Genomic DNA, 26,305 nt, shown 5'->3' with positions numbered 1-26,305 from the left:
GAGTCAGGCAGTATGCGCTTATTACCTCAATCACTTCTGGTCCTTACTGGTTTAGCAATCACATTGCTGCCCGCCATCGGTCGTGCCGAAACGAAACCCACCAATGGCGTGCTGGTAGAAGCCGAAAGTTTTAATCAGCATGGCGGCTGGAAACTCGACACGCAATTCATTCACATCATGGGGTCCCCTTATCTGCTCGCTCACGGGTTAGGACAGCCCGTTGCTGATGCAGAAACCACGGTGAAATTTCCGGAAACGGGAACCTATCGGGTTCTGGTCAGAACCAAAGACTGGGTCGCTCCCTGGAAAGCGACTGGATCTCCCGGCCGATTCCAGTTGAAAATTGATGGACAGCCACTCAAAGAAACTTTCGGTACGAAAGGCGCCAAATGGTTCTGGCATGACGGTGGTACCGTTGAGATCACGAAACCGGAAGTCAAACTCACCTTACATGATCTAACCGGTTTTGAGGGACGCTGCGATGCGATTCTGTTCACAGGAGATCTGAATTACCAGCCCCCCAATGATCTTTCTCCCATGGATCAGTGGCGTAAAAGCATGCTGGGACTGCCTGCGGAACCTGAAGTGACAGAGCCTTATGATCTGGTTGTCGTCGGTGGGGGATACTCTGGCATGGGCGCTGCGATCTCAGCCGCGCGCATGGGATGTAAAGTAGCCTTGATTCAGAATCGTCCGGTTCTGGGCGGCAATGGAAGCTCAGAAGTACGAGTCTGGGCACAGGGACTGGTGCGTCGTGGTAAATATCCGCATATCGGTGAAATCATCGCCGAATTCGCTGATTCCGCCGCCGCTTCTCCAGGGACCTATGAAGAGTATGGAGACAAGAAAAAAGAAGCCATCGTGCGGGCTGAGAAAAATATTGACCTCTTCCTGAACACGCATGCCTTCGCAGTTAAAAAAGAGGGAGACGCGATCCAGAGCGTCACTGCTTTCAATACCAAAACCAGTAAGCGAACTGAGTTCCGCGGCAAACTGTTCGCTGACTGCACCGGTCATGCGGAAATCGGTTATCTCGCGGGCGCTGATTATTACACACACGAAAAAGGCCACATGGGAATGAGTAACATGTGGACCTGGAAAGAAGCAGAACAGCCCCAGTCCTTCCCTGACCTGGAATGGGCACTCAATCTGAATATGGACGATTTCCCCTACCCCAAACGCTTTCATGGCGAGTGGTTCTGGGAAAGTGGTTTTGACAAAGACCCCATTCAGGATCTGGAATCAATGCGGGACTGGAATTTCCGTGCCGTCTATGGTGCCTGGAACGCGATGAAGAATAAAGGGGGCAAGGACAAGCATGAGAACGCCGTGATGACCTGGATGGCCTATATTGGTGGTCCCCGTGAATCCCGTATGCTTCGGGGAGATGTTATTCTGCGTCGGAAAGATATCGTCGCAAAAGTTGATTTTCCCGATGGATGCGTTCCCAGCACCTGGTCTATCGATCTGCATTACCCCAAGAAGCAGTACATGCAGAAGTATCCAGAAGATCCTTTCATCTCACAGGCCGTCTTCGATCGCAGCGTCGATCGTAAGCGAGGCTATCCGATTCCTTACCGCTGTTTCTACTCACGGAACGTACCGAACCTGTTCATGGCGGGACGCTGCATCAGCGTAACGCATGAAGCGTTGGGAACGGTTCGTGTGATGAAGACCGGTGGTATGATGGGGGAAGTCGTCGGGAAAGCAGCTGCAGTCTGTGTTGAGAAAGACTGCCAACCGCGTGCTGTTTACACCGACCATTACAAAGACCTGGAAAAACTGATGGCCCGCAAGGGTATCGAACGGCGTGACACAGTCGACGGTAAGTATTACACACCTGAAAACTCTCAGGAATTACCACCGGTCATTGATCCCTACATTGATCCGGCAACCCTCCCCGGGATGGTTATCGACGATGAAAACGAAAACGTTCAGTTCGTAGGCAAGTGGACCAAGGGGGAAGGCCTCAAGGGTTATATCGGCAACCACTATGTTTATCATGGTAAGGGTAAAAAAGCGGAAATCCACTTCAAATTTGAGGTCGCTAAAACCGGAAAATACGAAGTCCGCCTCGCTTATGGTCACCATGAAAACCGGGCGACGAACACGCCTGTGACAGTTCGCTCAGCCGATGAAACCAAGACCGTGAAGATTAACCAGCGGGTCAAGCCACCCCTGCCTCATGGTTTTATCTCTCTGGGTACCTTCGAGTTAAAACAGGGGCAACCTGTTGAAGTCATCATGTCGAATACGGGTGTCGATGGTAATGTGCACGCTGATGCGATTCAGGTCCTGCCAGTAGACTGATTCACTCTGACTTTGCACAATCTGGCTCCACAGAAGCCGCTTTACGCAACATCAACAGAGAAATGAATCCCACCAGTGTCTGACTGGTGGGATTCTAAGAGAGAAGGATGACCGAGTTACCGCTAGTCTCTCAGCCTGCGCCAGGCCCCCGGCCAGCCAGTCGTCTCAGATCTTTCTCGTTGAAACTCTATCGTCTTACGGTTCTGATTCTGATTGTCTGGCTGATTCGCGATTACTACATCCGGATTCGTGTTCAAGGTAAGGCTCCCGTAGAACTGCATGAAGTGAAAGCTATCCTGCCCCGGGCAGAATCGCTGAGTGTCGATCATTCAGACCGCATGGGGCTCTTTGTCCTGGATGAAAATAACCAAACCATCGGCTACGCCATCCGCACTTCACCTGTTTCTGATGAGATCATTGGTTATTGTGGGCCCTCCGATACCCTGGTCGTCTTTGAACAGAAAACGGGGAAAGTAGCAGGGCTGGTGATTCGCTCAAGTGGTGATACGACCTCGCATGTCAATGATGTTCGCGCAAACCAGTACTTCATGGACCGCTGGAAAGAATATGCCTGGGACCAGATCGCGGGGCTCGATCTGGAACGAGGTGAAATTGAAGGGGTATCTGGAGCAACGATGACCAGCATGGGACTGGCATATGCCATCCGAAATCGCATCCGATACTCGAAGCAGCAGGAGCAGTCTGTCACTCCCTTTCGTTTTGCAGCGAAAGACGCATTTCTCATCTCATTTACTGTAGGGGCCTGCCTGCTGACGTTCACACGACTGAAGCGATTTCACTGGCTGCGAAAACTGTTCAAAATTGCTGCGTTCATTTACCTGGGATTCGTCACAGGAGATCTGCTGGCGGAATCTCTATTCGCCGGCTGGGCTAAATATTCGGTACCATGGCGGCAACTTTCTGGTCTGGTCTTACTGGCCGGAGCTGCGATCCTGGTCCCCTGGAGTTCCCGGCGGAATATTTACTGCCAGACTTTATGCCCACATGGCACAGCCCAGGAATTCCTGGGAAAAATTATCCCTCATCAAAAGAAGTTAAAAATCAGACCTGATGTGAAACGGGCCTTGCGCTGGATTCCTGGTTTGCTGCTTGGCCTGATCCTGGTCATCATCTTTCTCAAACTCCCCGTCGATCTGGCAGAACTGGAGGCTTTCGACGCTTATCTGCTGACGTCCGCGGGAATCGCATCGATTCTCATCGCTATATCTGGACTGGTGGCGGCGATCTTTGTTCCACAGGCCTACTGCCATTATGGATGTCCCACGGGAACAATTTTTGAATTTGTCCGCTCACATGGCCGCGCCGATCATTTCGGAAAGAGTGATTTCGTAGCAGGCCTCTTTTTGATGCTGGCGCTGACCCTCAACCAGTATGCCGAACAGATCCAGCAACTGTTACTGCAATAGACTCAGTCACTAATACTTTCCGGTGGCATCATCTTTAATCTGATGTCGCAGAAGCGCTTTACTCACGATATTGACCAGTTTCTGAGGCTTGTACGGCTTCTTGAGGAAATGCACGATCTCGGAGCCTTCCATCTGGTCAGAGATGTCGTTCTCACTGAGACCACTCGTCAGGATGACGGGAATATTGATCTGGAGTTCCTGGAGCTGCCTGAGAGTTTCGACGCCACTCATTCCGGGCATGGTCATATCCAGCAGGACCACGCTGATGGAGTCACGATTGCGTCCATAAACCTCAAGCCCCTGTGCGCCTGAGTTGGCAAGCAGTACGGAAAACCCAAAGCGTTTGAGCACGTTTGTCACCACATTACAGACCGCTTTATCATCGTCAATCACCAGGACATAACCCACATCGGCAGGCACTACAGGGTCGATCGTGCTATCCGAGTTAACTTCCTCTTCCGCTTCAGTCGAAACAGGAAGAATCACTCTGAAACAGGAACCACTCTCGACTGCAGATTGAACAAACAGTCCCCCATGGTGACCGCGAATGATTCCGGATACCCCCGCCAGACCGAGCCCCCTGCCGGTGAATTTGGTAGTGAAAAAAGGATCGAACATTTTCGACTGACAGTCCGCATCCATTCCACTTCCATTATCCTCGATTTCGAAGAAGACGAATCGTCCGGGGATCACATTCTCGCAGAAATAGTAGTCAGCAAAGTCATCCTGCCCCAGTTCGAGTAATCCCGTCCGAACGTTGATTTTCCCGGCATCTTTCTGATTCTGAATGGCTTCGGAAGCATTGGTTAGCAGGTTTAAAACGACCTGTTCTATCTGACCGGTATCACCGTGAATCAACAGAGACTCTTTTGACAGGTTCAGATCGATATGAGCATTGGGAGAAATGATTGTTTTCAGAATCTCTACCGTTTCCCGAATGATCTGATTCAGGTTAAATGTTGTCGTTACAAATGTACGACGGCCAGAATATGCCAGCAGCCGTTCGCAGATTTTGGTTGCATGTCGGGCTGCGATTTCAATGTTCTTCACATTCTGGCTGATGGGAGAAGTCTCCTGCAGTTCCATGAGCGCGAGATTGGTATTCCCGAGAATCGCCAGCAGCAGATTATTGAAATCATGTGCCATCCCTCCCGCAAGGACCCCCAGGCTTTCCAGTTTTTGTGCATGCAGCATCTGGGCATGCAACTGGTCTTTCTCTTCTTCCATCTGAATCCGATCAGTGATATCACGAATCACCTGAATATATCCGGTGATTTGATTATCTGAGCGGCGCAGGGGAGTGATGATTGTCTCCCCCTGGAATGAAGTGTCATCGGTCCTCAGGTATTCCAGAATAAAAGGTTTCAGCACGTGTGAATTGGGATAAGAAACCCGGTTGAACTGAGCCTGGTAGTCGGCCTCTGACTTGACGAGTTCCCTGATCGGTCTTCCCAGCAGATCCGCCTCTTTGCACCGAAAATGCAGCTGAATTGATTCATTGCACATGACGATATTATGACTGCGGTCAGTGACAATCATCACATCGGTCACTGAGTGAAAAATCGTCTGCAGCAGAATCCGTTGTCGATTTAACTGCTCGATCGTCTTCTTGCGGACGGTAACATCAATCGCCAGCCCGATACAGCCAATGATGTCTTCATGGGAGTTTCGTAATGGCTCGATATGAATATCCAGAATCGTGTTCTGCAACTTTTGTTCAAAACGAACGGACTCTCCTTTCAGAGTTCGCTCATGCATGGCCGTCATGTAATGGGATACTTCTTCCGATTCATGAAATTCATAAATCGGTTTTCCGACCGCTTCATCCGGCTGCAGCCCTAACTGAGTCAATCCTGCACCGACAATTGAGGTATAGTGATTCTCCTTATCCGTGGTCCACAGAATTGCCGGGATCTGCTCCATGATGATCCGCAGACGTGCTTCATTCTGCAAACGAATCTGCTGGGAACGTTTCAAGTCATCGATATCAATATGGGTTCCAATGACCTGAACCGGCTTCTGATGAGGGCTGTAAGCTGCAATTTTTCCGCGGGTCAGAATCCATTTCCAAGCTCCCGCTTTCGTCTTCATGCGAATTTCTGCTTCGTAGCAAGGGCTCTTTCCATCCAGATAATCTTTCAGTGACCGAAGGGTTGGTGGTAGATCCTCCGGATGTACCAGGGATTGCCAGGCAGCAAAGCTGGCAGCAAATTCCCCTGGTGTGTATCCCAGCATGGTAAACCATTTATCATCAAACCGGGCCTGCTTTGTGATCACATCATAGTCCCAGAGGCCAATTTCCGAGCCACGGGCTGCCATGGTGATTCTCAGCTCACTCTCTTTCAGTTTGCGCTCTGCATACTCACGACTCAGTTCTGCTGCAGCACGATAGGTATAACTTTTTATGGCAGGGACTTCACAGAGATCTTCATAGACAGGCCGGTCTCCCAACATCACAAGATGCCCCTGCACTGCACCATGTTTGTCGACCATCGGCAGGCTGAAATAGGATTCGATTTCGTGTTCCTGCAGGAAAATATCTTTTGGGTAGAGACGTGACACATTTTGTGAAACGCAGTAAGGTTCAGTACCAATCGCATCAGCACAGGGAGTTCCTTGTACCTCGTACTCAAAATCAGGAACCAGTTGCCCGTTGAAACAGGCTCCCACTGTCTGACACTTGCCTGTTCTCTGGTTTCCAGGTTCAAAATGAATTGTCTGATGTTTGACCAGCAGCACACATTTCAGTTTCAAAGCCTCTGCAAGTGTTGTCACGAGACGTTTGAAGAACTCGTCCCCGGTTACATCACTGGTTGCGCTGGTCAGCAGGTGGTGCAATCGCTCGTTCTGACGCCTGGAGGTAATTTCATCAATCAACCAGAGACTGGATTCTTCTTGAGCAGGTAAAGTTACCTCACACAGACTCTGATTGCCATCATGACAACTGGACCAGAACTCTACCTGAGCGGGGTGTTCCGCAGATTCAGATAATGGATTGGGCTTCAGTGTAAGCAGCCGTGTAATGTTTTCTTCGAAGACTTCCGGGTGCTCTTCTGAGTTCCCTAACAAAGCATTGGCACGTTCATTGAAATACAGAAAGCCAGTCTGCAATAACACTGCGCCGGAGGGGATACTTTCGAGTATTGATTTAATACAGGTAGTTTCACTCTCAGAAGCGTATGAATCTTTTCGCGGTTCAAGTGTATTCTGCGTCGAATCGATACGAAACTGATTTAGTTTCACTTTGCCGGAACCAAACTTGAACTTCATCCATACTACTCCCGGGTATCCTACTGATGCTCAAACAGTCAGCCCGCATTATACAACTCGTTTGCTCTATATAACATAGGTATGCCTATGCTACAAAATCGGGATTCGGTCCGATATCCCAAAATTCGATTAGCCATCGATTTGAATCATAAAAAACACCTGGTGCTCAAAGGTTCTGATTTGTAGATGTCAGAGAGACCAGAGTTATAGAGAAATCTCGATTTATATTAGAGCGAGTGGCGAATCCAGGAGGCTAAGACGTCTGTCTGGCAGAGATTCAGAAATAGCAGGCGAATGCAGTGTGAAACCGACTTCACACTGCTTGAAAGGAAGGACTAGAGCACCATCCCTGGCTGCTCTCCACTATAAGGTCGGCTTAGGAGCGACAAGCGGTGCGTTGTCGGCTTTCTGCTCTGGAACATAGGGATGCGTTTTCTGCCACTCTTTCCAGAATGGGGCGGCATGTGTATTTCGCCAGAGAGCCAGGGCGTTGCCCACATGGCTGTAGAAGGTGTATTTCTGCAGAATTTCCTCTTCCGTATGTGATGTGGTATTCTGAATGATCCACTTGGCCGCTTTCACAATCTGTTCATGAGGCGGATGCAGTTCTTTGGGGGCGATCGCGAGCCACTCCAGATGATGTCCGGTGGCAATCACGTTTTTATACTCAGGAATCTCTTCGGGATGTGTGAGAGCGGTTTTGCCTTCCATCCAGTTCGCGGGCCAGTGTCCATCCTCAAACTGGCAGACACTGATCAGATCACGGACTTTTTCCAGGTAAGCATAACCTTCCGCGCGAACCGAGTCCGAGAGAATATCATACTCGTCATCCAGACGAATCAGTAACATCACAGAGTACACGCGATGTGTACCGACGCAGACACCAAATCGCTTATCGCCGCGAATCAGTCGCTGGACAATCTGGTCAAATGAAATCGTGCGTCCATCGCTTGTTTTCCACTGTTTTACTGGCGGAATCCAGAGACCAAAGGCCATCGCTGACCACTCTACTTCGGGTTCATCCAGATGAAAATCACGTAATGACTGCTGAATGACATCGTTGACGGTCATATCACGCTGTGCCGGTGCAAACACGTGCTCGTCACGATGAATGCCCGCTTCGGTCAAGGATGCCAGCCAGTGATCGTGATGTACCGAACCGCCGATCTCTGTTCCCCAGCGTATGGAAATCCCCGCAGGTTGATCTACAAGCAGGGGATCAGCTTCGTCTCCCCAGGACGCGAGGAAACGAGCGTGATCGATCAGGAAGTCCCGCATTTCGACTCCGGAGACGATACTTGGATCTTCAAAAGTCGATTGAATACTCCAGGTGCGCAGGGCATGTTCCACATGGTTGGGTTTCATATGCTTGCGCGGAAATTTAGGGCGTACCTGCTTCAATACCGCCGCCAGTTCCTCGTCTGTCACCACTGTCGGATCGTTGTAGAAGGGTTTTACCCGAAGTGGCAGTTCGCGTTCAATTTTCACTTCCGGATAGAAGGTTTCCTGCAGAAACACCTTATCGAATGACTGACGTGACTCGCGTGATCCCAGGGAGTAAGCAGCACCAAAGGCGATTACAACCACAACCTGAACAGCAATCAAAGTTTTTGAGGACAACTTGCGTGACTTCATGATAGATCTCAAAATAGATGACTAAACTACGAAATAAATTCTGAAACGGAGCGTTAATCGAAGACTATTTAATTGGGTCTGCTCTCAATAAAACAACCGACCGACCGTCTTTATACCCCACGCGCCAGACGCCTTCTTTAGTCAGACTCTTCATCAGTGATTCTCGGCGTGGCAGGTCCAGCACGATTGTGTTCACGCCGTAACGATCCAGCAATTCTTCTGTATCGCCTGCGCGATTACTGATCCGCAGATAATGATTCCAGACTTCACGGGGCAGCAGATGCACGTGTGAATTGGCAAATATGTTTAGATTCTCGGGGCCCGCCCAGAGCAGGTAGTCTCCCAGTTCCATGGAATTAAAGATCTGTCCCTGAATCTGCTTTTCTTTCAGATATTCGACTGCCCCAATCGGGGTATACTCGGAGACACTCCGCTTGAAATCAACCAGTTTCCCGTGCAGCATGAAAGAGCCCATGGGAGTGATCGCAAAACAGATCCAGACCATACCGATCGACACAATCGTCCATTTCCCTGCACAGAACACTTTGCCCCCCGAGGGATCCGCGAGTCGTTTTAATTTCCATCTGCAGATGGCAGCGCCGTGAATCGCCAGGTAATAAGCGGCTACGGGAGCCCACCAGATAATCATCCGGGAACTCCACATGGCGGAGACACCAAGTCCCACCAGGAGCAGCACTTCAGTTGTAGAAATACGCCGAGGTGTAAAGCGGCTGGCGATAACAAGAAGTAAAGCAATGAGCGCCGCAGTCTTGCCCTGATACATCTGCAATGTCAGCGGATTCCATTCGATCAGGTCGGCCAGATTCGGATTCGATGAGAACGAAAAGACTTCGCTGTATAACTGCAATCCATAAGGGTTGAGTAGTACTGCGACTGCAGACACTTCCAGCAAAATCAGATAGTGCCGAGTCACATCGTCACCCAGCATTGCCTTCCAGTTCCGCGCTTTCCAACTGACATCGACAGCACGCCCGACCAGAAAACAGCCGATCAGTCCCAGACCGACGGGAAACGAGCCATGCAGATTTGCCCAGAATACAAACAGGATTGGAATCAGAACCCAGTTCGCCTTTTTCCAGGTTCGCGAGGTCATGAAGAAAAACAGCGTCACAAAACAGAGTAATCCGGCCAGTTGAGGGCGCACGATCCCCAGTTGTTTCCAGTCACAAAACAGAAATCCTGCTACACAGAGCATGCTCCAGACAAAGCTCCCGGTTCGCTGTTGAACACGATACAGCAGGAGCGTCATACAAGCTGTAATGGCGGCTGCGTACAGAAACTTAATTCCCGCGACTCCCGCTATGTCGAACATTTTAAAAGCAGTAATCTGGCTGAGCCAGGCGGTATCGATGAATGACATCCCCGACGCCAGAGGCATAAAGGGTGCGAAATCGGGAATACTCCCCGTCTCCCAGATCAATCTGCCATAGGCCAGATGTCCCCAGATATCGGTATGCCAGAGCGGCATCGAACTGAACAAGACAAAGGCCAGCGAAAGTACACAGACCGAGAAGAACGTGAACCGGGAAACGCGGACTGCTTCCGGAAAGCGATCGACGAGGACGGCATCCTCTTCATGCTCTTCAGGAGAATTCTCGTTGGTGGACTCGTTTTGATTTTTCAAAGCAGTGGCCATAATCAATTGATCGTGATACGAGGTTTCTATTTACATCATAAGCGACACCGGTTCAGCAGACGAGGTTGTTCCGTCAATTGCCTGATTCATCTCAAACCAGTGCGGGGAACGCATTATCAGAACCTGTAGCGCAGCATGACAGGAATTATGTGTACTGATAGCCTAGTTCAAACAGTCCTGCCACGGAAAAACCAGTTTGGTGATTTGAGACCGTCGCGAAAAATCAACATGTGACGCTGTCGATTCTGACGTTTCTGTGCAATATATCGATTCTGACGGTTTCGGCACTGAATCAAAGGGTGACGCCTTCTACGGCACTCTGGGGAGAACCGGGATCCACGGGTGGCGCGGTCAAGTCCTGGGGCTTAAGAGTTCTGGTTTGCGGCCCCTGCTCTTTCAAGAAAAGCAGTTCCTCCGCAGGATCTTTACCACCAGGCTCGGGAGCGAGATCGGTCTGTACCATTTCCACCTGTGCCAGTTGCAGACGATCTGACCAGGCCTCAGACTCATCGCCAAAGATCTCGTCCACCATGGCCCGAGCCTGAGCTTTCTGGTCTTCGGAATGGAACTGTTTCCAGATCAACCTCGCCAGCTCTACACCTTTCTCATAGCTTCGATTCCGTTTGAGAGACTTGAGAATGGTCTCCCAGGAACCAAAGGGGACCGACTCGGTACGATACAGGCTCAGAGCGAGTTCTGCTCCAATTTTTGGTTCGCCCGGTGACAGATCGACCCCTTGTTGTAAATAGGTGATCCGCTGCCCCAGGTCCTCGGTATGACGCGCCAGGTACCAGTAATACTTTCCATTCCAGTAAGGATGACAGACCAGCCAGGTCGCCGGGATTAAAGCCAGATGTAACGCGACAAAGGCAAACCGGAACAGGTTCTTCCAACGCGAGTGATTGATCACCACCACTCCCGCCAGAAGTCCATACAGGAACCCGGTCACATGGGCAGCATTCGCGATATTCAGGATCCCCAGATAGGTCAGTACAAAGCAGAGCAAGAGCCAGCCCAGGCCCCAGTGAATTTCTCGATCGGTAAACACTTCAGCAATGTGCTCGTCGGTCTTACGCAACAGAATCAGCATGGCAAACATCGCAAACGCGGCTCCCGACAACCCCACGGGATAGTGCTCCCAGTAGTACTCAGGCAGCAGGGAAACGAACGTTGCAACGACCAGAAACAGCGCATAAACCCAGTTACGCATCACCGGTTCAATCAGATGTCCCAGGAAACCAATCGCAATGCAGTTCATCACCAGATGCAGCAAATCTCCATGATGAAAACCGCTGACCAGAATCCGCCACCATTCTCCCGCCCAAAGATCGAAGGGTCCCCCCGTTGGATAATCCTTCTCTTCAATCAGCGGATGATCGTGTACAAAGACCAGTGGCTGAACGGCTCCCAGTTTCCAGAGCGCGTCATCAAAATCACTCTGACCAGCCGAATTGTGGTTGATACGATAACCCTGGACGGCGATGAATAACCCGACTGCAATCGCGATAAAGGCTGCAGTGACAGGAAAGCGAGAACAGAAACTTCTGAGAGAATGCAACATTGACTCTTAATTAATAATCCGATGGAAATTGACGCCTCTTCTGCTCAAGAATAGCTGATTTTCGCGGATTTGACACCTGAAAAGAAATCTCAGCCCGGGAACTTCATAAAAAAGATCGCTCTTCCCCCAATTCTCGATTTCCGCTACAAAATGCCACCCTAATCAAGAGATTTTTGAACCTGAAGAACATGCATTACTCCGGCTTAAATCGCATTCCCTGGTCCCTGCTCTGCTGCATCCTGATTCTGATGGGTTGTGGTCTGGCAGGAATTGCGCGCGGCGACGAACTGGCCGGACAGGGACATTATTTCCAGAAACAGTGTGTCTGGATCCTGATCTCACTTGCGGCACTGACCGGCACAATCCTGTTTCCCTACCGCAATCTGCGGAGCATCAGCTATCCCCTGTTTCTAATGACGCTGATCCTGCTGATTGCCGTCTTTTTTATTCCCGCTGTGAACGGTTCCCGACGCTGGATTCCGCTCGGTTTCTTTAAATTCCAACCTTCGGAACTGGCGAAGATCACGTACATCCTGGCTCTGGCTCATTATCTGATGTACCGCAAGAATTACCGACGGATCCCGGGTTTAATTGTCCCATTCATTCTGACATGTGTCCCCGTTATTCTGATTCTACGTGAACCAGACCTGGGGACCTCGCTGCTGTTCTTCCCGATCCTGTTCGCCATGCTGTTTTCCGCAGGAGCCCGCCCACGGCATCTGATCACCATCGTGTTCCTGGGAATCTGCATGCTGCCACTCCTCTGGCTCCAGATGAATCCCGAGCAGAAATCTCGTATCGTGGCGCTGTTCACGCAGCGTGATGGGGGCGAGATGCCTCGTGGAGACGGCTACCACCTCTACCAGTCGAAGCAGATGCTGGCACTGGGGGGAGTCTGGGGGAGCGAGATTGCCGGAATGCCCGTTGATGATCCTGCGGCCTACCACCTGCCCGCGGGTCGTACCGACTTCATTTTCTGCCTGGTTGGCGAACGGTTTGGCATCATGGGCTGCCTGTTTGCGCTGGCGGTCTTCAGCTTTCTCTTTATCCGGGGATTGCAGATCGCGACAGCCACCCGCGAGCCTTTTGGGCGACTGGTCGCGGTGGGTATTGTCACCCTGCTGGCGTCGCAGACGATCATCAATACGGGAATGACCGTCGGCCTCATGCCCATTACCGGGATGACTCTTCCTCTGATGAGTTACGGCGGGACCAGTATGCTCAGCACCTGCCTGGCTCTGGGATTGCTGATCAATATCTGCATGAGACCCGGCTACGAAATTCACGCTGAACCCTTTCGGTTCTAAGCCTCTCCCATCCCCCGGAAGTGCTCTCAAATCAGTAACTGCTGCCATGAGATTTCAAAATTACGCTTTTTGTCCAGCCGTACACATTTCCGGCCATTTCAGAACGGATACAATAGAGAATTAGCTCAACACAGAAGCCTGTTGAGAAATGATTCCAGCGCCTGATAAAGTTGCAACCAGAATGACCGAAGATAAAGAACTCAATTCTGCGCGATCCCGAATTGAAGCTGCCTTTGACCCGGAATTACTCTCCGCTGCCAGCCAGACGTTAGCGGAACTACTGACGACACATGCCCGTTCTCTGACCGACCCGGACACGCCGGTGTTAAACTGGCAGGATCCAGCAGAAAACCTGAAACAGGCCCTGGAGCAATTATTACAGGCGCCGACTGAAGATATTGTCGACTCCGATATTACAAATCGGATTCAGAATTTTCGCCTGCTGGCTCAAACACTGCTGGATCGGGGGCACAACCTGCAAAACCCCCGCTATATTGGTCACCAGGTACCAGCTTCCGTGCCCCTGGCTGGCCTGTTTGATGCAATCACAGCTGTGACGAATCAGGTCATGGCGGTCTATGAAATGGGCCCCTGGGCTACTGCCGTTGAACTGGCCCTGATTGAAATGATTGGTACTGAGATTGGTTTCACACCTGGTGAATTCACCGGTCTGGTAACTCATGGTGGCTCACTGGCCAACCTCACCGGCCTCCTGGCAGCCCGTAATCAGAGTTGTCCGGAAATCGGAACTCTGGGCCCTCAGGCACAGCTGAATGCCGCTCCCGTCCTGCTCGTTTCCGCGGATGCGCATTACAGTGTCACTCGCTCAGCTAATATACTGGGTGTCGGAACTGAACATATTTTGAAGATACCACTTGATGAACAACGCCGAATTCAGCCTCAGGACCTGGAAGAATTGATTCTGCAATGCAGATCAGAACAGCGGAGGATCATCGCCGTGGTAGCCTGTGCCTGTGCGACGCCCATTGGCGCATTCGATCCGCTGGAACAGATCGCTGACCTGTGTGAAAAGTATAAGGTCTGGCTGCACGTCGATGCTGCCCATGGGGGCCCCACCTGTTTTTCAGAGTGTCACCGACACCTGACACGTGGTCTGCACCGGGCCGACAGTGTCGTATTTGACGCTCACAAAATGATGTTCATCCCCGCATTAAGCGCCTTTCTCTTCTTTAAGAACAAAGCGCATCGGTTCACCGCGTTTCAACAGCAGGCCCCTTATTTGTTTGATCCATCTGCCCCTGAAATCGCCGATTATGATCTGGGTTTGCGAACGATTGAGTGCACCAAACGGGCCAACAGCTACGCACTCTGGGGAACCTGGGCCCTGTTCGGAAAGCAGCTCTTTGCCGATCTGGTTGACGTCACCTTCGAAACCGCACGCACGTTTCACAACCTGCTCAAAGAGATGCCGGATTTCGAAGCGGTGCATGATCCGCAGTGTAATATTGTTGTCTTTCGGTATCTGCCTGACTGGCTGGCAGCCCTGCCTCTGGAACAGCAGAATATGATTCACTTCCGAGTGCGACGCCAGATCATCGAATCCGGGGAATTCTACATTGTTCATTCCGTACTGGATGGTCAGGCAGCGTTTCGAATTACAGTGATGAATCCTCTCACGAAAGAATCGCACCTCAGACAACTGCTGAACTCGATTCAAACAAAAGTCGAAAAGTTCAGGGACACCATTCCTGCTTCTGTCCAGACCGATCATTGTGAACAGACTTGACAATTTGGGATCAGATCGAAAGAATCGTCGCTCGGAAAAGACAAGAACATTGTCACAGGTTATAATACAACCTGTTTTAAACGTTTCGATTGATATTACCAGTTTGTGAATTCGAATTCCAAACGGAGAGATGAGACCATGAGCGGCCCCATTGTTCGTACCGGCACAACTCCCAAGTTCTGGGAAAACTATGATAAAATCTTTGGTGAATCCGACAAAAAGGGAACCAAAAAGAAAGCAGCAAAGAAAAATGGAAGTGCCAAGAAAAAAACAGCTTCCAAATCCGCTGCCAGCAGTAAGAAAGCCCCAGCGAAGAAATCTCCTGCCAAAAAAGTAACCGCGAAAAAAACTCCAGCTAAAAAAGCTGCGAAGAAAAAAGCAAAGAAGAAATAACACGGCCAGGCGACTTGCGCAGTCCCTGTACCGGTTAAACCCGATGGCTTAATAAGGTGCTCAAGTTCAGTGACCTCTGAATCCACAGCGACTAAAACATCACCTCCAGCCATCCTGCTCATCCTGTTGATTGCCGGTTCCTTCGCCGTCGATTCCTTTCTCCGGTTTCCGATCCCCGGCACTAATGAGCCGCATTACCTCTGCAAGGCGAAACATTACTGGAATCCCCAATGGTGCGAAGGAGATTTCTTTCTCGAATCATCCAACGCGCACCGGTTCTTTTATCAGGTTGTGGGATTTTTCACGCAGTGGCTCACACTGACACAGACAGTCGTCATTGCACGACTGACGGGTTGTCTGCTCCTGGCGATCGGCTGGTTTCGGCTGCTGCGGGTGTTGACTCCAGGAACCTGGTCTCCCCTGATCGCCGCTGCGCTCTATCTTGGCATCGCCGCCTTCGGCAACTTTTCAGGGGAATGGATTATTGGCGGTATCGAATCCAAGGTATTCGCTTATGGCTTTCTGTTTTTAGCTCTGGCCAATGCCTGTGAACAACGTTGGAATCGTGCCGGAGTTTATCTGGGACTGACGATCTGCTGGCATCCCATTGTGGGAGTCTGGGGGCTGCTTTGTGCTCTCTTTGCGTTATTATGCTACGCGGTCGTACAGCGAAAGTCACTCAATCGAACCTCGCTGGAGCTGACCATCAGTCAGGCCATTCCGGCCATCGGCTGGCTCATTCTATGTTCTCTGCCGGGCTTGATCCCTGCATTGAGTCTGCTCCAGGGAGGAACTCCCCGGGAAGAATTTTCGGCGAACTTCATCCAGGTCTTTTACCGGCTCAAACACCACCTGGATCCCATGGATTTCGACACCTTCAGTTATCTTCTGTATGGATTGCTGCTCGTGGTCTGGCTGATATTACGTCGAAAGGAAAGCTCAGACTTTCAGTTGCGTTTCTTCCAGTATTTTATCGCGGGGACTCTCGGTCTGGCCTGTGTTGGACTTCTACTGGGAGCAGGACCACGCCCAGCGACTGACATGCCTTATTACGCTTTCCGAATGTCGCTATTGAAGTTCTATCCCTTTCGCCTGTTTGATTCACTGCTGCCCCTGGCGGTGACGGTTACAGTTATTAATGTGATCTACCAGCGTTGTTTCGCTCCCACTGAGAATGCTGCTGGAAGTCAACAGCGAAGTTCCCGACTTGCTGTCGTGACAGTCAGCCTGCTGAGCCTGGTTCTGTTTGGAGGAGTTTTCTATTCCGCATGGGCCAAACCCCCGGTCCACAAGATGACGGCGCAACAACGTTCAGACTGGCTGGATGCCTGCCGCTGGATCGAAGAAAATACCCCCGAATCAGCTCTGTTTCTGACTCCAATCCACCAGTCTGATTTTAAGTGGTACGCGCAACGCCCCGAATATGTAACCTATAAAGACTGTCCCCAGGACGCGCCAGGCATCGTGGAATGGAATCGAAGGCTGAAATACCTTCGAAAATGGGGACAGGATTACTATAATGAAGGCTTTGACGATGAAGCCCTCCAGGTGCTGAAACGGGAAACCGGAATCACACATTTGCTGGTGAAACGCCTGGGCCCATTTAAAACCATCGAACCTGTTTATCAGAACCCAACCTATAAGATCTACCAACTTCCCTGAATCCTTCCACTTAATGGTTTCACTAATGCACACACAAGATCCCGCTGTCCTACACCGCTCCTGGAAAATGACACTGTGCTCAACCGTCCTGTTGTTCGTCCTGTCTCCCGCTCTCAGCACCGGTCTAAAACCATTTGACTCGACGCTGCAAGCCCAGCCTCCGTCGGTCAAAACGGGAGACTGGCCCTATTTTCTTGGACCAGAGGAAACAGGCATCTCGGCGGAAACCGGTCTGATCGACGACTTCCCCCGACAAGGACCTCCCCTGCTCTGGGAGAAAAAAATCGGAACGGGTTACAGTGCACCTTCGGTTCTGGGAAATCGACTCGTGATTCATCATCGGCCAGACGATGATGGGCCCGGCAAGGAAGTCATCGAATGCGTCGATGCCGATTCAGGAGAGCCGCTCTGGAAGTACGAGTACCCCTCTGACTTCCGTGATCCATATGGTTACAATAACGGCCCTCGCTGCTCTCCCCTGTTGACATCGAAGTACTGCTACACCTTTGGGGCACAAGGCAAACTTTATTGCCTGACGCTCGATAAGGGCAAAGAAGTCTGGCATCGTGACTGCCTGAAAGATTTCGACGTACCTCCCGGCTTCTTCGGTGTTGGTGCCACCCCCATTCTGGAAGGTGATAAACTGATTGTAATGGTTGGTGGCAAACCGAATTCCGGAATGGTCGCCTTCGATCCTGAAACGGGAAAAACACTCTGGCAGAACGTCGGCAAGGATGTGTGGGATGGAACTTCCACCGGCTGGGAACGACTTCCCGTATATAAGTGGCGGGGAAATGAAAAGCTTTCCAGCTACTCCTCACCAATTGCAGCGACGATTCACGGCAAGCGACACCTGCTGTGTCTGATGCGTCAGGGGCTGGTCTCGCTCAACCCTGACGATGGCTCCGTCAATTTCAAATACTGGTTCCGTTCGCTGCTGCGAGACTCTGTGAATGCTGCCCGGCCCGTGGTCGTTGATGACAAGATCTTTTTGTCAGCAGCCTACCAGGTGGGATCGGCGCTGCTCGAAGTGAACCCGAATGGGAAGAGCTACAAAGAACTATGGCGTGATCCCACCAACATGATGACGCACTGGTCGACCAGTATTTTTCATGATGGATATTTCTACGGCTTCAGTGGTCGTCACGAACGCGGGGCAACCATGCGGTGTGTGAAGCTCTCAGACGGAAAAGTCATGTGGGAAACCGATGGGACCTCACCGGTCGCAGATAAGGTCAAACCGAATCAGATCACCGGAAAATTTCAATGGATCGATACCGGTAAGCCGGCCCCCTGGCCTTTTTACGGACGTGGCTCAGCAATCCTGGCGGATAACAAATTTATTGTGCTGGGAGAACGCGGCACTCTGGCCATCGTAAAGGTAGACCCGGAGAAATTCAGTGAAGTCTGCCGGACCTCGTTCCCTCAGATCACATACCCTGCATGGGCAGCACCGGTGCTGGCTCACAAGAAACTTTACCTGAGAAGTGAATCACACCTGATCTGTCTGGACTTTGCGAAAAAGTAAAATAGCTCTCCCGGACAACACAGGTGATTCAGAGGCTCAGATCAACCTTCAGCGGATGGGGTCGGTTTCTCACTGGAATTCAGGTTCCAGTGCGGCCCTGTCAGAGCATCTAACAGCTCGGAATAGGTGGGGCGTTCTTCCCCGTCGGTCAGTTTCAGGCTCTCGGGCATGTTTTCGGGTTCGTCTTTAACCCGTTGTACGTTCGCGCCCAGTGCTATCAGCTTCTCTTCGAGGCATTCATAGCCCCGATCGAGATGATAAATCCGGCGAATGACTGTCTCGCCTTCAGCCGCCAGTCCTGCCAGGACCAGGGCCGCACTCGCTCTTAAATCGGATGCCATCACACAGGCACCACTCAGACGGGAAACACCATTCAGAATCGCACTGGCCGACTCCCGTCGGATTTTCGCTCCCATGCGGGCCAGCTCCGAAGCATGCATAAAACGATCGGGAAAAACTTTATCAGTCACAATACTGATCCCCGGCACACAGGCCAAAAGTGACATCAGCTGTGCCTGGACGTCCGTGGGAATTCCCGGGTAGGGCAAGGCGATACAATCCACCGATTTCAGGGGTTGAGTAACCTTCACCCAGACGGACTGTCTGCGTTCCGGCTGCTGGGGGTACTCCAGTTGAATCGTCACTCCAATTTCACGCAGTTTTTCCATGACTGCGGTAATATGATCCGGGCGAACTTCGTTTAACTGCACATCACCGCCGGTCATCGCAGCTGCAATCATCAGCGTGGCAGCTTCAATACGGTCCGGTATGACTTCGTGCTCGACTGCCTGCAGACGCTCCACTCCCTCGATCTTCAGGAAGGGAGTACCCAACCCCTCGATACGCGCCCCGGCAGCATTGAGGAAGTTACCCACATCGACAACTTCCGGCTCACAGGCAGCCGACTCAATGGTTGTCGTTCCCTCAGCCAGGGTAGCGGCGATCATCACGTTACAGGTACCGGTAACGGTGCTCCCGAATGCTCCCCCCAGAAAGATATTCGCGCCGCGTAAGCGGTCGGCACGGGCGATCACGTATCCGCGATCGACACGAATTTGTGCTCCCAGAGCAGCCAGCCCTTTGAGATGCAAGTCAATCGGGCGATCACCGATGTTACAGCCTCCCGGCAGAGAGACACAGGCCATCCGCCGTTTCGCGAGTAAAGGGCCGAGTACGCAGACACTGGCCCGCATACGCCGGACCAGATCATAGTCGGCAATGCAGGCACTTTCATCGACGGTCTTCAGATGCAGCAGACCGGACTCATCACGCTGCACGTCCATCCCCAGAGAGCCTAATACCCGGGACTGTGTCGTCACATCAACCAGATTGGGAATAGAGCTTAAAGTCGTTTCCCCCTCGCAGGCCAGTGCAGCCGCCATTAATGGCAATGCTGAGTTTTTCGCACCGCTGACTGTAACACTGCCGGAAAGCCGTTCGCCTCCGCGAACGATAAACATATCCATCCCTGGATCTCCTGGAGTTGACTGGATGAAATTGGGGTCAGGACAGTATAGGCAAAGACTTTAGTTTAAGATAGGCATTTTTGAGCAACGATCACCCGGGATCGATTTGCCAGATCTGCTTTCACTCTGATATTCCGGTAATTTCCGGATGTCGTAAGTATTTCTCTCAAAGAGGTTTCCTGCTCCGGCGAAAATTCCAGCAGCAGATGCCCGCCTTCTTTCAAATATGGAATCGCTGATTGAATAATCTTCCGATAAAAGTCGAGGCCGTCCGCTCCTCCCGCGAGAGCGAGTCGCGGTTCGTGTTGACGCACATCGGCATCCAGCGTTTCGATTTCGGCATCGGGAATATAGGGGGGGTTGCTGGCAATCAGATCAAACTGCCCCTCAGTGGGAAGCTGCTCAAAACAGTCGCTTAACAGAAACTGAATCTGTTCCAGCAGACCATTACTCTCAGCATTCTTCTGTGCGATAGCCAGAGCCGCCTCGCTGACGTCCGTCGCCAGAAAGGAAGCGGCAGGACAGTTTGCTGCAGCTGCGATCGCGACACACCCACTTCCAGTACATAAATCGAGGATCCGGGGAGAAGCCAGCTGCTGCGCTTCTTCGACCAGTTCCATGACCAGGGTTTCGGTGTCCGGACGCGGGATCAGCACATTCTGATCGACATAAAAATCGAGCCCGAAGAATTCCCGCTTGCCTACCAGGTATGCCACCGGTTCGGCATGAGAGCGACGTTGAACCAGCGAACGCATTGTTGCCCGCTGCTCTTCGGTTACGATATCTTCGTAATTGGTGTAAAGCCGAATCCGCTCACAATTACGCGCAAACGCCAGCAGGACCTCCGCATCCAGACGGGGAGAATCACTGCCATGCTTTGCCAGATGGCTTGTGGTCCAGTCCAGGATGCGACGCACGGTCCACGGTTCTGCAGATGCATTCGAACCGACTTCCTGAGATGGGGAGTTATCTGTCACGTCACGATCCATCGAACTACCTGTCAGTCAGAAACTGAAGCAGCCACGCTTTAATTATTTTTTGGCGCTGTCACCCAGCAGACGCTCTTCGCGGTCAAACTGTAACAGTGCATTGATCAGCTCATCCAGATCACCCTGCATGATCTGATCCAGCTTGTACAGAGAAAGGTTGATCCGGTGATCCGTCACTCGTCCCTGCGGAAAGTTGTAAGTCCGGATACGCTGGCTGCGGTCACCTGAACCAATCAACGTCCGTCGCTGATCAGCACGCTCTGCAGCGGCCTGCTGCTGCATCTGTTCGAGCACCCGGCTGCGGAGCACGCGCATCGCTTTGGCTTTGTTCTTGTGCTGACTTTTTTCATCCTGACACTGCACCACGGTACCTGTCGGCAAGTGAGTGATGCGGACGGCACTTTCAGTCTTATTGACCTTCTGTCCCCCCGGGCCACTGGCGTGGAATGTATCCAGGCGAATATCGTCCGGTTTAATTTCCACTTCCACTTCACTGGCTTCGGGCAGCACCGCGACAGTCGCGGCACTCGTGTGGACACGCCCCTGTGTTTCTGTTTCCGGAACGCGCTGCACCCGATGGCCGCCACTCTCAAATTGCAGGCGGTGGTAAGCCCCTTCACCGGAAATGGAGAATGTGACTTCCTTGACGCCCCCAAGTTCGGTCGCACTCAGGTTCAGCACTTCCGTCTTCCACCCCTTCTGGGCTTCGACGAAGTGCTGGTACATCTGGAACAGCTCACTGGCAAACAGTGCCGCTTCATCCCCGCCGGCACCAGCGCGGATTTCCATAATCAGACCGCCACGCGTAATCGAATCGCCGGCGACAACCAGATCTTCCAGATCTTTGGTGTGCTTTTCATGCTCTTCGCACAGTTGATCCAGTTCTTTCTGTGCGTAGGCTTTGGCGTCCGGGTCGGTTTCTTCCTCGAGCATTTCCTGTGCGACTTCAATATCCTCTTCACGGGTATTGAACGCACGGACTTCCTGAGCGACTTTGGCCAGACCGCCATACTCACGTTGAACTTCGACCAGCTTGGTGGTGTTTGTCAGTACCTCTGGATCCTGCAGCTGTTTTTCCAGCTCTTCGAAACGTTCCAGTTTGGCCTGCAGAGTGGGAAACTTCATGACCCCGAATCCACGATTAAGACCGCCTGATTATAAGTGACCTGGTCATCCATGTGACCACAGTCGTGAGTGAATCAGACTAAAAGAAGTATTTGAGACGACCATGTATTAAACGAGGCTCATACGGAAAATCCGCAGAGCCTCAGTTCGAAATCGATGATTCAGGCCGCTACTCGGCTTCTTTCTTGTCTTCCCCTTCGGATGCGTTGCGCTTGTCCCAGTTGTATTTTTTCTGGAACTTTTCGACCCGACCGGCACTGTCGACGAACTTCATCTTACCGGTGTAGAAAGGGTGCGACTTGGAGCTGATTTCAACTGCAACGACCGGGTAAGTATTGCCATCTTCCCATTCGATGGTGGTCTTTGAGGTCGCGGTAGACTGAATCATAAATGCATCACCAGTTGAAGTATCCTTAAATACAACCGGATGATAATCGGGGTGAATGTCTTTTTTCATTTTCTCAGTTTCTTTGTTACCTAATAACCTGTTCAATCTTACGGACTGACTGCTGACAATCCGACGTGGGGGCACTTTGAATCCACAACTGTCCCGGCCTGTCTACTCCTTCATCAGGACCGGACATGACCTCGTTTTGTTTCACAAGTCTGTTCCGGTAGACTTCACGTCTGCAGACTCGGATCCCTAAAATCTGGAAACAAAACGGCTTATAGAATTCTCGCTTTACGAAACAACACAGTTTACGTTCCGCCTGTCTAATGAGCAAGCGCAAAGGCCCCATCAGCCAAATTCACATAATCTGTTACGTAACATGATGTTATATCATATCCAACCTGTAATTCTCGACTGATTCCGGTCATTTTTTCAGATTTTTAACCTATGAGTCGAGATTCAACTGATAAGCAGTTAACCCAGCACGCTCAATCACCTCTCAGCATATCCTGGCTGTTCAATTCTGTTCACGGGGGTTTCCTGAAGTGAGATAACTCTCTATCTGTTTTGAAATTCAAATGTTAAGTAACTTGGCCTGCTGCAGCTGAGCGTTTAGAGTTAAGGAAGTTTTCGAGCGACAGCTCCTCTTTCTTATTTCTCCTGCAGGAACACCAAAGATGACACAGGCGTTGAACTGGAACAGTCAGAATCTGACACACGGCTGGCAGCGGGGCGTCACCGCATTCTATTACGGACTTGGCTTCTCTGATGCAGATTTTGACAAGGCACAGATCGGGATCGGTGTTCCCCTGCTGGATGGCAACCTCTGTAATGTTCACGCTTATTCACTGGCAAAAACAATCGCCGAAGGATGTCAGTCCGCAGATATGATCGGGCTCCCTTTCGGAACGCCGGCTGTCAGTGACAATATCACACAGGGACAGGAAGGGGGCAATGCGAGTCTGCCTTCGCGGAATATGATTGCCAATGCAGCCGAATGCGTTGTCAGTGCCCACTCCTATGACGCCCTGATCGGCCTGCATAACTGCGATAAGAACGGCCCTGGTTTCGCGATGGCTCTGGCCCGGATGAACTACCCCGGCCTGATCGTCAGTGGCGGAAGTATTATGCCTGGCTGCCACAAAGGACAGGATATTTCCATTCTCGACGTCTACGACTCCCAGGCAGCCGCTTCCGTCGGGGCCATCGAGAAATCAGAAGCTGACGAAATCCTGCGGACAGCTTGCCCCGGACCGGGAGGCTGTGGTATCGCTGCCTCTTTCAATACCTGGGGAATCGCATTGGAAGCCATCGGCCTGATGCTCCCCTTCAGCAGTTCGACTCCCGCCATTGACAACACTAAAAAAGACGAATGTCTGAATGTGGCATCTGCTGTCAAGCACCTGCTGTCAGAAAACATTCGGCCGCGTGACATTCTGACTCGTAAAGCTTTTGAGAACGCAGCTGCCACCATTGCGGCCATTGGTGGATCAACCAACGGTATTCTTCACCTGCTGGCGCTGGCCCGTGAAGCAGGAGTGGACTTCCAGCTGCAGGACATTCAGCAGATCCTCAAAAAGACCCCCGTCTACTGCAGCTTCGCCCCCCGCGGCAAAAAAACGATGGTCGACCTGCATCACCTGGGGGGAACTCCACTGCTGCTCAAACACCTTTTAAAAGCTGGCATCATCGATGGTAGTTGCCTGACCGTTACCGGTAAAACACTCGCCGAAAACCTGGCAGAGATCGGCGATGTCCCCGCAGATCAGGATCTGATTGCCCCCCTCGATCAGCCTTACAAAGAGTACGCTGACATGCAGATCTGCTTCGGCAATCTGGCGCCGGGGGGGATCGTGTTTAAGGTCTCGAGCATGCAGGAATCGCATTTTACCGGCGTTGCCTGCTGTTTTGACGAAGCCAAAGGCGTTGTTGATGCTGTTGAAGCCGGCCAGATTAAACCGGGGAGCGTGATCGTGCTTCGGAACCTGGGTCCGGTGGCCTCAGGGATGCCTGAAGTGCTGGTAGCGACTGCCGCCCTGACCGTACCTGAACTCGATGGAAAAGTTGCCTTCATCTCAGATACGCGTGTCTCGGGTGTTTCGCATGGTGCCATCGGCGTACACTGTTCCCCCGAAGCTGCGGTTGGCGGTCCGATCGGACTGGTACAGGATGGCGATGAAATCTCATTTGATCTGCTTGCAGGAACGATTCAACTGGGAATCAGCGATGAAGAATTCCAAAAACGAGAGGCTGCACTAAAAATTAAACCAGTTCAGCATACCCGAGGATATCTGGCCGATTTCTCTGCCACTACTTCTCAGGCACACCACGGTTGTGTGAGCAAGGCGCTGCTCCCTGACTGCGAATGAACGGAACTCTGAGACGAAATCAAAACTGGAGGAAAACCTGACAATATGAATAATTCCGCAGCTTTCCCTGAAGACCTGCTCCAGACACTGGAAGAATACCAACAAACACATCTGCTGACCTGGTGGAGCGAACTTGAACCCGCACAACAGTCGGAACTGGTTGCGCAGATCCGTGAAATCAACTTCGCGCAAATCCAGCGGCTCTATTCTCCGGGCAGCGCCAGTTCAGAAGAGTCTGCTGCAGAGAAAGCCGAACGGGCGACTCGCCCTGCCACGGTCGTCCGGCTGGTAGACCGTGAAACCAATTCATCGGAATCAGCAGAGGCAACTGAAGTCGGCAAACAGTGTCTGTCTGAGGGAAGAGTGGGGGCCATCCTGGTGGCTGGTGGACAGGGCTCTCGTCTCGGTTTTCCCCATCCCAAAGGTATGTATCCGGTTGGTCCCGTCCGACAGACATCGCTGTTTCAGATTCTGGTCGAGCAATTACGTGCCCGCGCGAAGCAGGCAGGTCAGCCAATCAGCTATTTCATCATGACCAGCGATGCGACTCACGACGATACCGTTGCCTACTTTCAGCAGAATCAGAATTTTGGTCTTGCAGATGAGAACCTGTATTTCTTCAAGCAGGGCACGATGCCAGCCGTTGATGCCGAGACCGGAAAAATCCTGCTGGAAAGTAAACACCACATTGCAGTCAGTCCGGACGGACATGGTGGAATGCTGGCCGCACTCAAGAACTCAGGCATGTTCGATGTGATGCGGGAACAGGGAATCGATACCTTGTACTATCATCAGGTGGATAACCCGACTGCCATCGTCTGCGATCCTGCATTTCTGGGTTATCATCTCCAGCGGAATGCGGAAGTTTCGGTGAAGGTGGTTTCGAAACGCTCAGCTGATGAAAAGATGGGCGTCGTCTGTGATGTGGACCAGAAGACTCAGATCATTGAATACAGTGACCTGCCAGCCCACATCGCGGAACGAACAGATAAAGAGGGACAACTACTTCACTGGGCCGGGAGCACCGCGATCCATGTCTTCAATCGTGATTTTCTGGAACAAATTGCGGACAACGACGATCAGTTCCCGTTCCACCGGGCCAATAAGAAAGTTCCGCATATTGATGCTTCCGGTTCACAGATTACACCTGAGGAGCCGAATGCCATCAAATTTGAACGATTCATTTTCGATGTGCTTCCGGTCGCGGATACCGTTCTGGTCTATGAAATCGATCGCGAACGTGAATTCAATCCTCTGAAAAACGCCGAAGGCCAGGATTCGCCCGCAACGGTCCATGCCGCCCTGAATCGGATCGCCGGGGAATGGCTCACAGCCTGCGGAGTTGAAGTTCCCGGGGACTGTCCGGTTGAAATCAGCCCGCTGCTCGCCCTTGATGCTGAGGATCTCAAATCGAAAGTTTCCGCGGACCTGACAATCAATGGTCCACTCTACCTCGGAGAATAACAGC

General features: G+C 51.6%; 17 protein-coding genes. 9 read left to right on the top strand and 8 right to left on the bottom strand.

Annotation, left to right across the window (positions count from 1 at the left end):
- The first annotated feature begins 12 nt into the window (after positions 1-12).
- Together RID21_RS11160 and RID21_RS11155 are read left to right on the top strand one after the other, a co-directional pair.
- Positions 13-2,310: an FAD-dependent oxidoreductase gene (locus RID21_RS11160; protein ID WP_350188922.1), complete on the top strand. Its 2,298-nt coding sequence runs from the start codon at positions 13-15 to the stop codon at positions 2,308-2,310.
- 179 nt (positions 2,311-2,489) lie between these two features.
- The gene (locus tag RID21_RS11155) at positions 2,490-3,737 is read left to right on the top strand and encodes an FMN-binding protein (RefSeq protein ID WP_350188920.1); all 1,248 of its coding nucleotides are present in this window, start codon (positions 2,490-2,492) and stop codon (positions 3,735-3,737) included.
- Positions 3,738-3,746: 9 nt separating this feature from the next.
- Here RID21_RS11155 and RID21_RS11150 read toward each other — a convergent pair whose 3' ends face one another.
- The 4 genes from RID21_RS11150 to RID21_RS11135 form a co-directional block, all read right to left on the bottom strand.
- The gene (locus RID21_RS11150; protein WP_350188918.1) at positions 3,747-7,007 is read right to left on the bottom strand and encodes a PAS domain-containing hybrid sensor histidine kinase/response regulator; all 3,261 of its coding nucleotides are present in this window, start codon (positions 7,005-7,007) and stop codon (positions 3,747-3,749) included.
- A 363-nt stretch (positions 7,008-7,370) separates the two neighbouring features.
- Entirely contained in the window at positions 7,371-8,642 is a 1,272-nt protein-coding gene (locus tag RID21_RS11145; RefSeq protein WP_350188916.1) for a hypothetical protein, read from the bottom strand.
- A gap of 64 nt (positions 8,643-8,706) precedes the next feature.
- Complete coding sequence (locus RID21_RS11140) at positions 8,707-10,299, bottom strand: hypothetical protein (RefSeq protein WP_350188914.1); 1,593 nt, start codon at positions 10,297-10,299, stop codon at positions 8,707-8,709.
- 292 nt (positions 10,300-10,591) lie between these two features.
- The gene (locus RID21_RS11135; protein WP_350188912.1) at positions 10,592-11,860 is read right to left on the bottom strand and encodes a rhomboid family intramembrane serine protease; all 1,269 of its coding nucleotides are present in this window, start codon (positions 11,858-11,860) and stop codon (positions 10,592-10,594) included.
- Between the two features lie 173 nt (positions 11,861-12,033).
- On the opposite strand from RID21_RS11135, the gene RID21_RS11130 reads away from it, so the two are divergent.
- The 5 genes from RID21_RS11130 to RID21_RS11110 all read left to right on the top strand — a co-directional run bounded on the left by RID21_RS11130 (position 12,034) and on the right by RID21_RS11110 (position 18,497).
- On the top strand, positions 12,034-13,167 hold the full coding sequence (locus RID21_RS11130) for an FtsW/RodA/SpoVE family cell cycle protein (protein WP_350188910.1): 1,134 nt from the start codon (positions 12,034-12,036) through the stop codon (positions 13,165-13,167).
- Positions 13,168-13,315: 148 nt separating this feature from the next.
- On the top strand, positions 13,316-14,914 hold the full coding sequence (locus RID21_RS11125) for a pyridoxal phosphate-dependent decarboxylase family protein (RefSeq protein ID WP_350188908.1): 1,599 nt from the start codon (positions 13,316-13,318) through the stop codon (positions 14,912-14,914).
- Between the two features lie 138 nt (positions 14,915-15,052).
- Positions 15,053-15,307, top strand: a complete 255-nt coding sequence (locus tag RID21_RS30700) for an RNA polymerase subunit sigma (protein ID WP_502892610.1) — start codon at positions 15,053-15,055, stop codon at positions 15,305-15,307.
- A 69-nt stretch (positions 15,308-15,376) separates the two neighbouring features.
- Positions 15,377-16,969: a DUF6798 domain-containing protein gene (locus RID21_RS11115; RefSeq protein ID WP_350188906.1), complete on the top strand. Its 1,593-nt coding sequence runs from the start codon at positions 15,377-15,379 to the stop codon at positions 16,967-16,969.
- Positions 16,970-16,994: 25 nt separating this feature from the next.
- Positions 16,995-18,497, top strand: a complete 1,503-nt coding sequence (locus tag RID21_RS11110; RefSeq protein WP_350188904.1) for an outer membrane protein assembly factor BamB family protein — start codon at positions 16,995-16,997, stop codon at positions 18,495-18,497.
- 41 nt (positions 18,498-18,538) lie between these two features.
- On the opposite strand, the gene murA is transcribed toward RID21_RS11110, so the two are convergent.
- The 4 genes from murA to RID21_RS11090 all read right to left on the bottom strand — a co-directional run bounded on the left by murA (position 18,539) and on the right by RID21_RS11090 (position 22,534).
- A complete protein-coding gene (gene murA / locus RID21_RS11105; protein WP_350188902.1) occupies positions 18,539-19,963 on the bottom strand; it encodes a UDP-N-acetylglucosamine 1-carboxyvinyltransferase in 1,425 nt (474 codons plus the stop codon).
- A 65-nt stretch (positions 19,964-20,028) separates the two neighbouring features.
- On the bottom strand, positions 20,029-20,952 hold the full coding sequence (gene prmC / locus RID21_RS11100) for a peptide chain release factor N(5)-glutamine methyltransferase (protein ID WP_350188900.1): 924 nt from the start codon (positions 20,950-20,952) through the stop codon (positions 20,029-20,031).
- 42 nt (positions 20,953-20,994) lie between these two features.
- On the bottom strand, positions 20,995-22,077 hold the full coding sequence (prfA, locus tag RID21_RS11095) for a peptide chain release factor 1 (RefSeq protein WP_145041680.1): 1,083 nt from the start codon (positions 22,075-22,077) through the stop codon (positions 20,995-20,997).
- A 169-nt stretch (positions 22,078-22,246) separates the two neighbouring features.
- Positions 22,247-22,534, bottom strand: a complete 288-nt coding sequence (locus tag RID21_RS11090; RefSeq protein ID WP_350188898.1) for a type B 50S ribosomal protein L31 — start codon at positions 22,532-22,534, stop codon at positions 22,247-22,249.
- Between the two features lie 611 nt (positions 22,535-23,145).
- Between RID21_RS11090 and ilvD the strand changes: the two genes are divergently transcribed.
- Positions 23,146-24,837: a dihydroxy-acid dehydratase gene (gene ilvD, locus RID21_RS11085; RefSeq protein WP_350188896.1), complete on the top strand. Its 1,692-nt coding sequence runs from the start codon at positions 23,146-23,148 to the stop codon at positions 24,835-24,837.
- Between the two features lie 45 nt (positions 24,838-24,882).
- Positions 24,883-26,301, top strand: a complete 1,419-nt coding sequence (locus RID21_RS11080) for a UTP--glucose-1-phosphate uridylyltransferase (protein ID WP_350188894.1) — start codon at positions 24,883-24,885, stop codon at positions 26,299-26,301.
- The last annotated feature ends 4 nt before the right edge of the window (positions 26,302-26,305 follow it).

Source organism: Gimesia sp. (assembly GCF_040219335.1).
In the GTDB taxonomy this organism is placed as follows: Bacteria; Planctomycetota; Planctomycetia; order Planctomycetales; family Planctomycetaceae; genus Gimesia.
This window is presented reverse-complemented; position numbering and strand designations above follow the sequence as displayed.

Bases quoted from the DNA above. Each gene is read 5' to 3' on its own strand.
- RID21_RS11160 (WP_350188922.1), top strand. From the start codon at position 13: ATGCGCTTATTACCTCAATCACTTCTGGTCCTTACTGGTTTAGCAATC.
- RID21_RS11150 (WP_350188918.1), bottom strand. From the start codon at position 7,007: ATGAAGTTCAAGTTTGGTTCCGGCAAAGTGAAACTAAATCAGTTTCGT.
- RID21_RS11145 (WP_350188916.1), bottom strand. From the start codon at position 8,642: ATGAAGTCACGCAAGTTGTCCTCAAAAACTTTGATTGCTGTTCAGGTT.
- RID21_RS11140 (WP_350188914.1), bottom strand. From the start codon at position 10,299: ATGGCCACTGCTTTGAAAAATCAAAACGAGTCCACCAACGAGAATTCT.
- RID21_RS11135 (WP_350188912.1), bottom strand. From the start codon at position 11,860: ATGTTGCATTCTCTCAGAAGTTTCTGTTCTCGCTTTCCTGTCACTGCA.
- RID21_RS11125 (WP_350188908.1), top strand. From the start codon at position 13,316: ATGATTCCAGCGCCTGATAAAGTTGCAACCAGAATGACCGAAGATAAA.
- RID21_RS30700 (WP_502892610.1), top strand. From the start codon at position 15,053: ATGAGCGGCCCCATTGTTCGTACCGGCACAACTCCCAAGTTCTGGGAA.
- RID21_RS11110 (WP_350188904.1), top strand. From the start codon at position 16,995: ATGCACACACAAGATCCCGCTGTCCTACACCGCTCCTGGAAAATGACA.
- murA (WP_350188902.1), bottom strand. From the start codon at position 19,963: ATGGATATGTTTATCGTTCGCGGAGGCGAACGGCTTTCCGGCAGTGTT.
- prmC (WP_350188900.1), bottom strand. From the start codon at position 20,952: ATGGATCGTGACGTGACAGATAACTCCCCATCTCAGGAAGTCGGTTCG.
- prfA (WP_145041680.1), bottom strand. From the start codon at position 22,077: ATGAAGTTTCCCACTCTGCAGGCCAAACTGGAACGTTTCGAAGAGCTG.
- RID21_RS11090 (WP_350188898.1), bottom strand. From the start codon at position 22,534: ATGAAAAAAGACATTCACCCCGATTATCATCCGGTTGTATTTAAGGAT.
- ilvD (WP_350188896.1), top strand. From the start codon at position 23,146: ATGACACAGGCGTTGAACTGGAACAGTCAGAATCTGACACACGGCTGG.
- RID21_RS11080 (WP_350188894.1), top strand. From the start codon at position 24,883: ATGAATAATTCCGCAGCTTTCCCTGAAGACCTGCTCCAGACACTGGAA.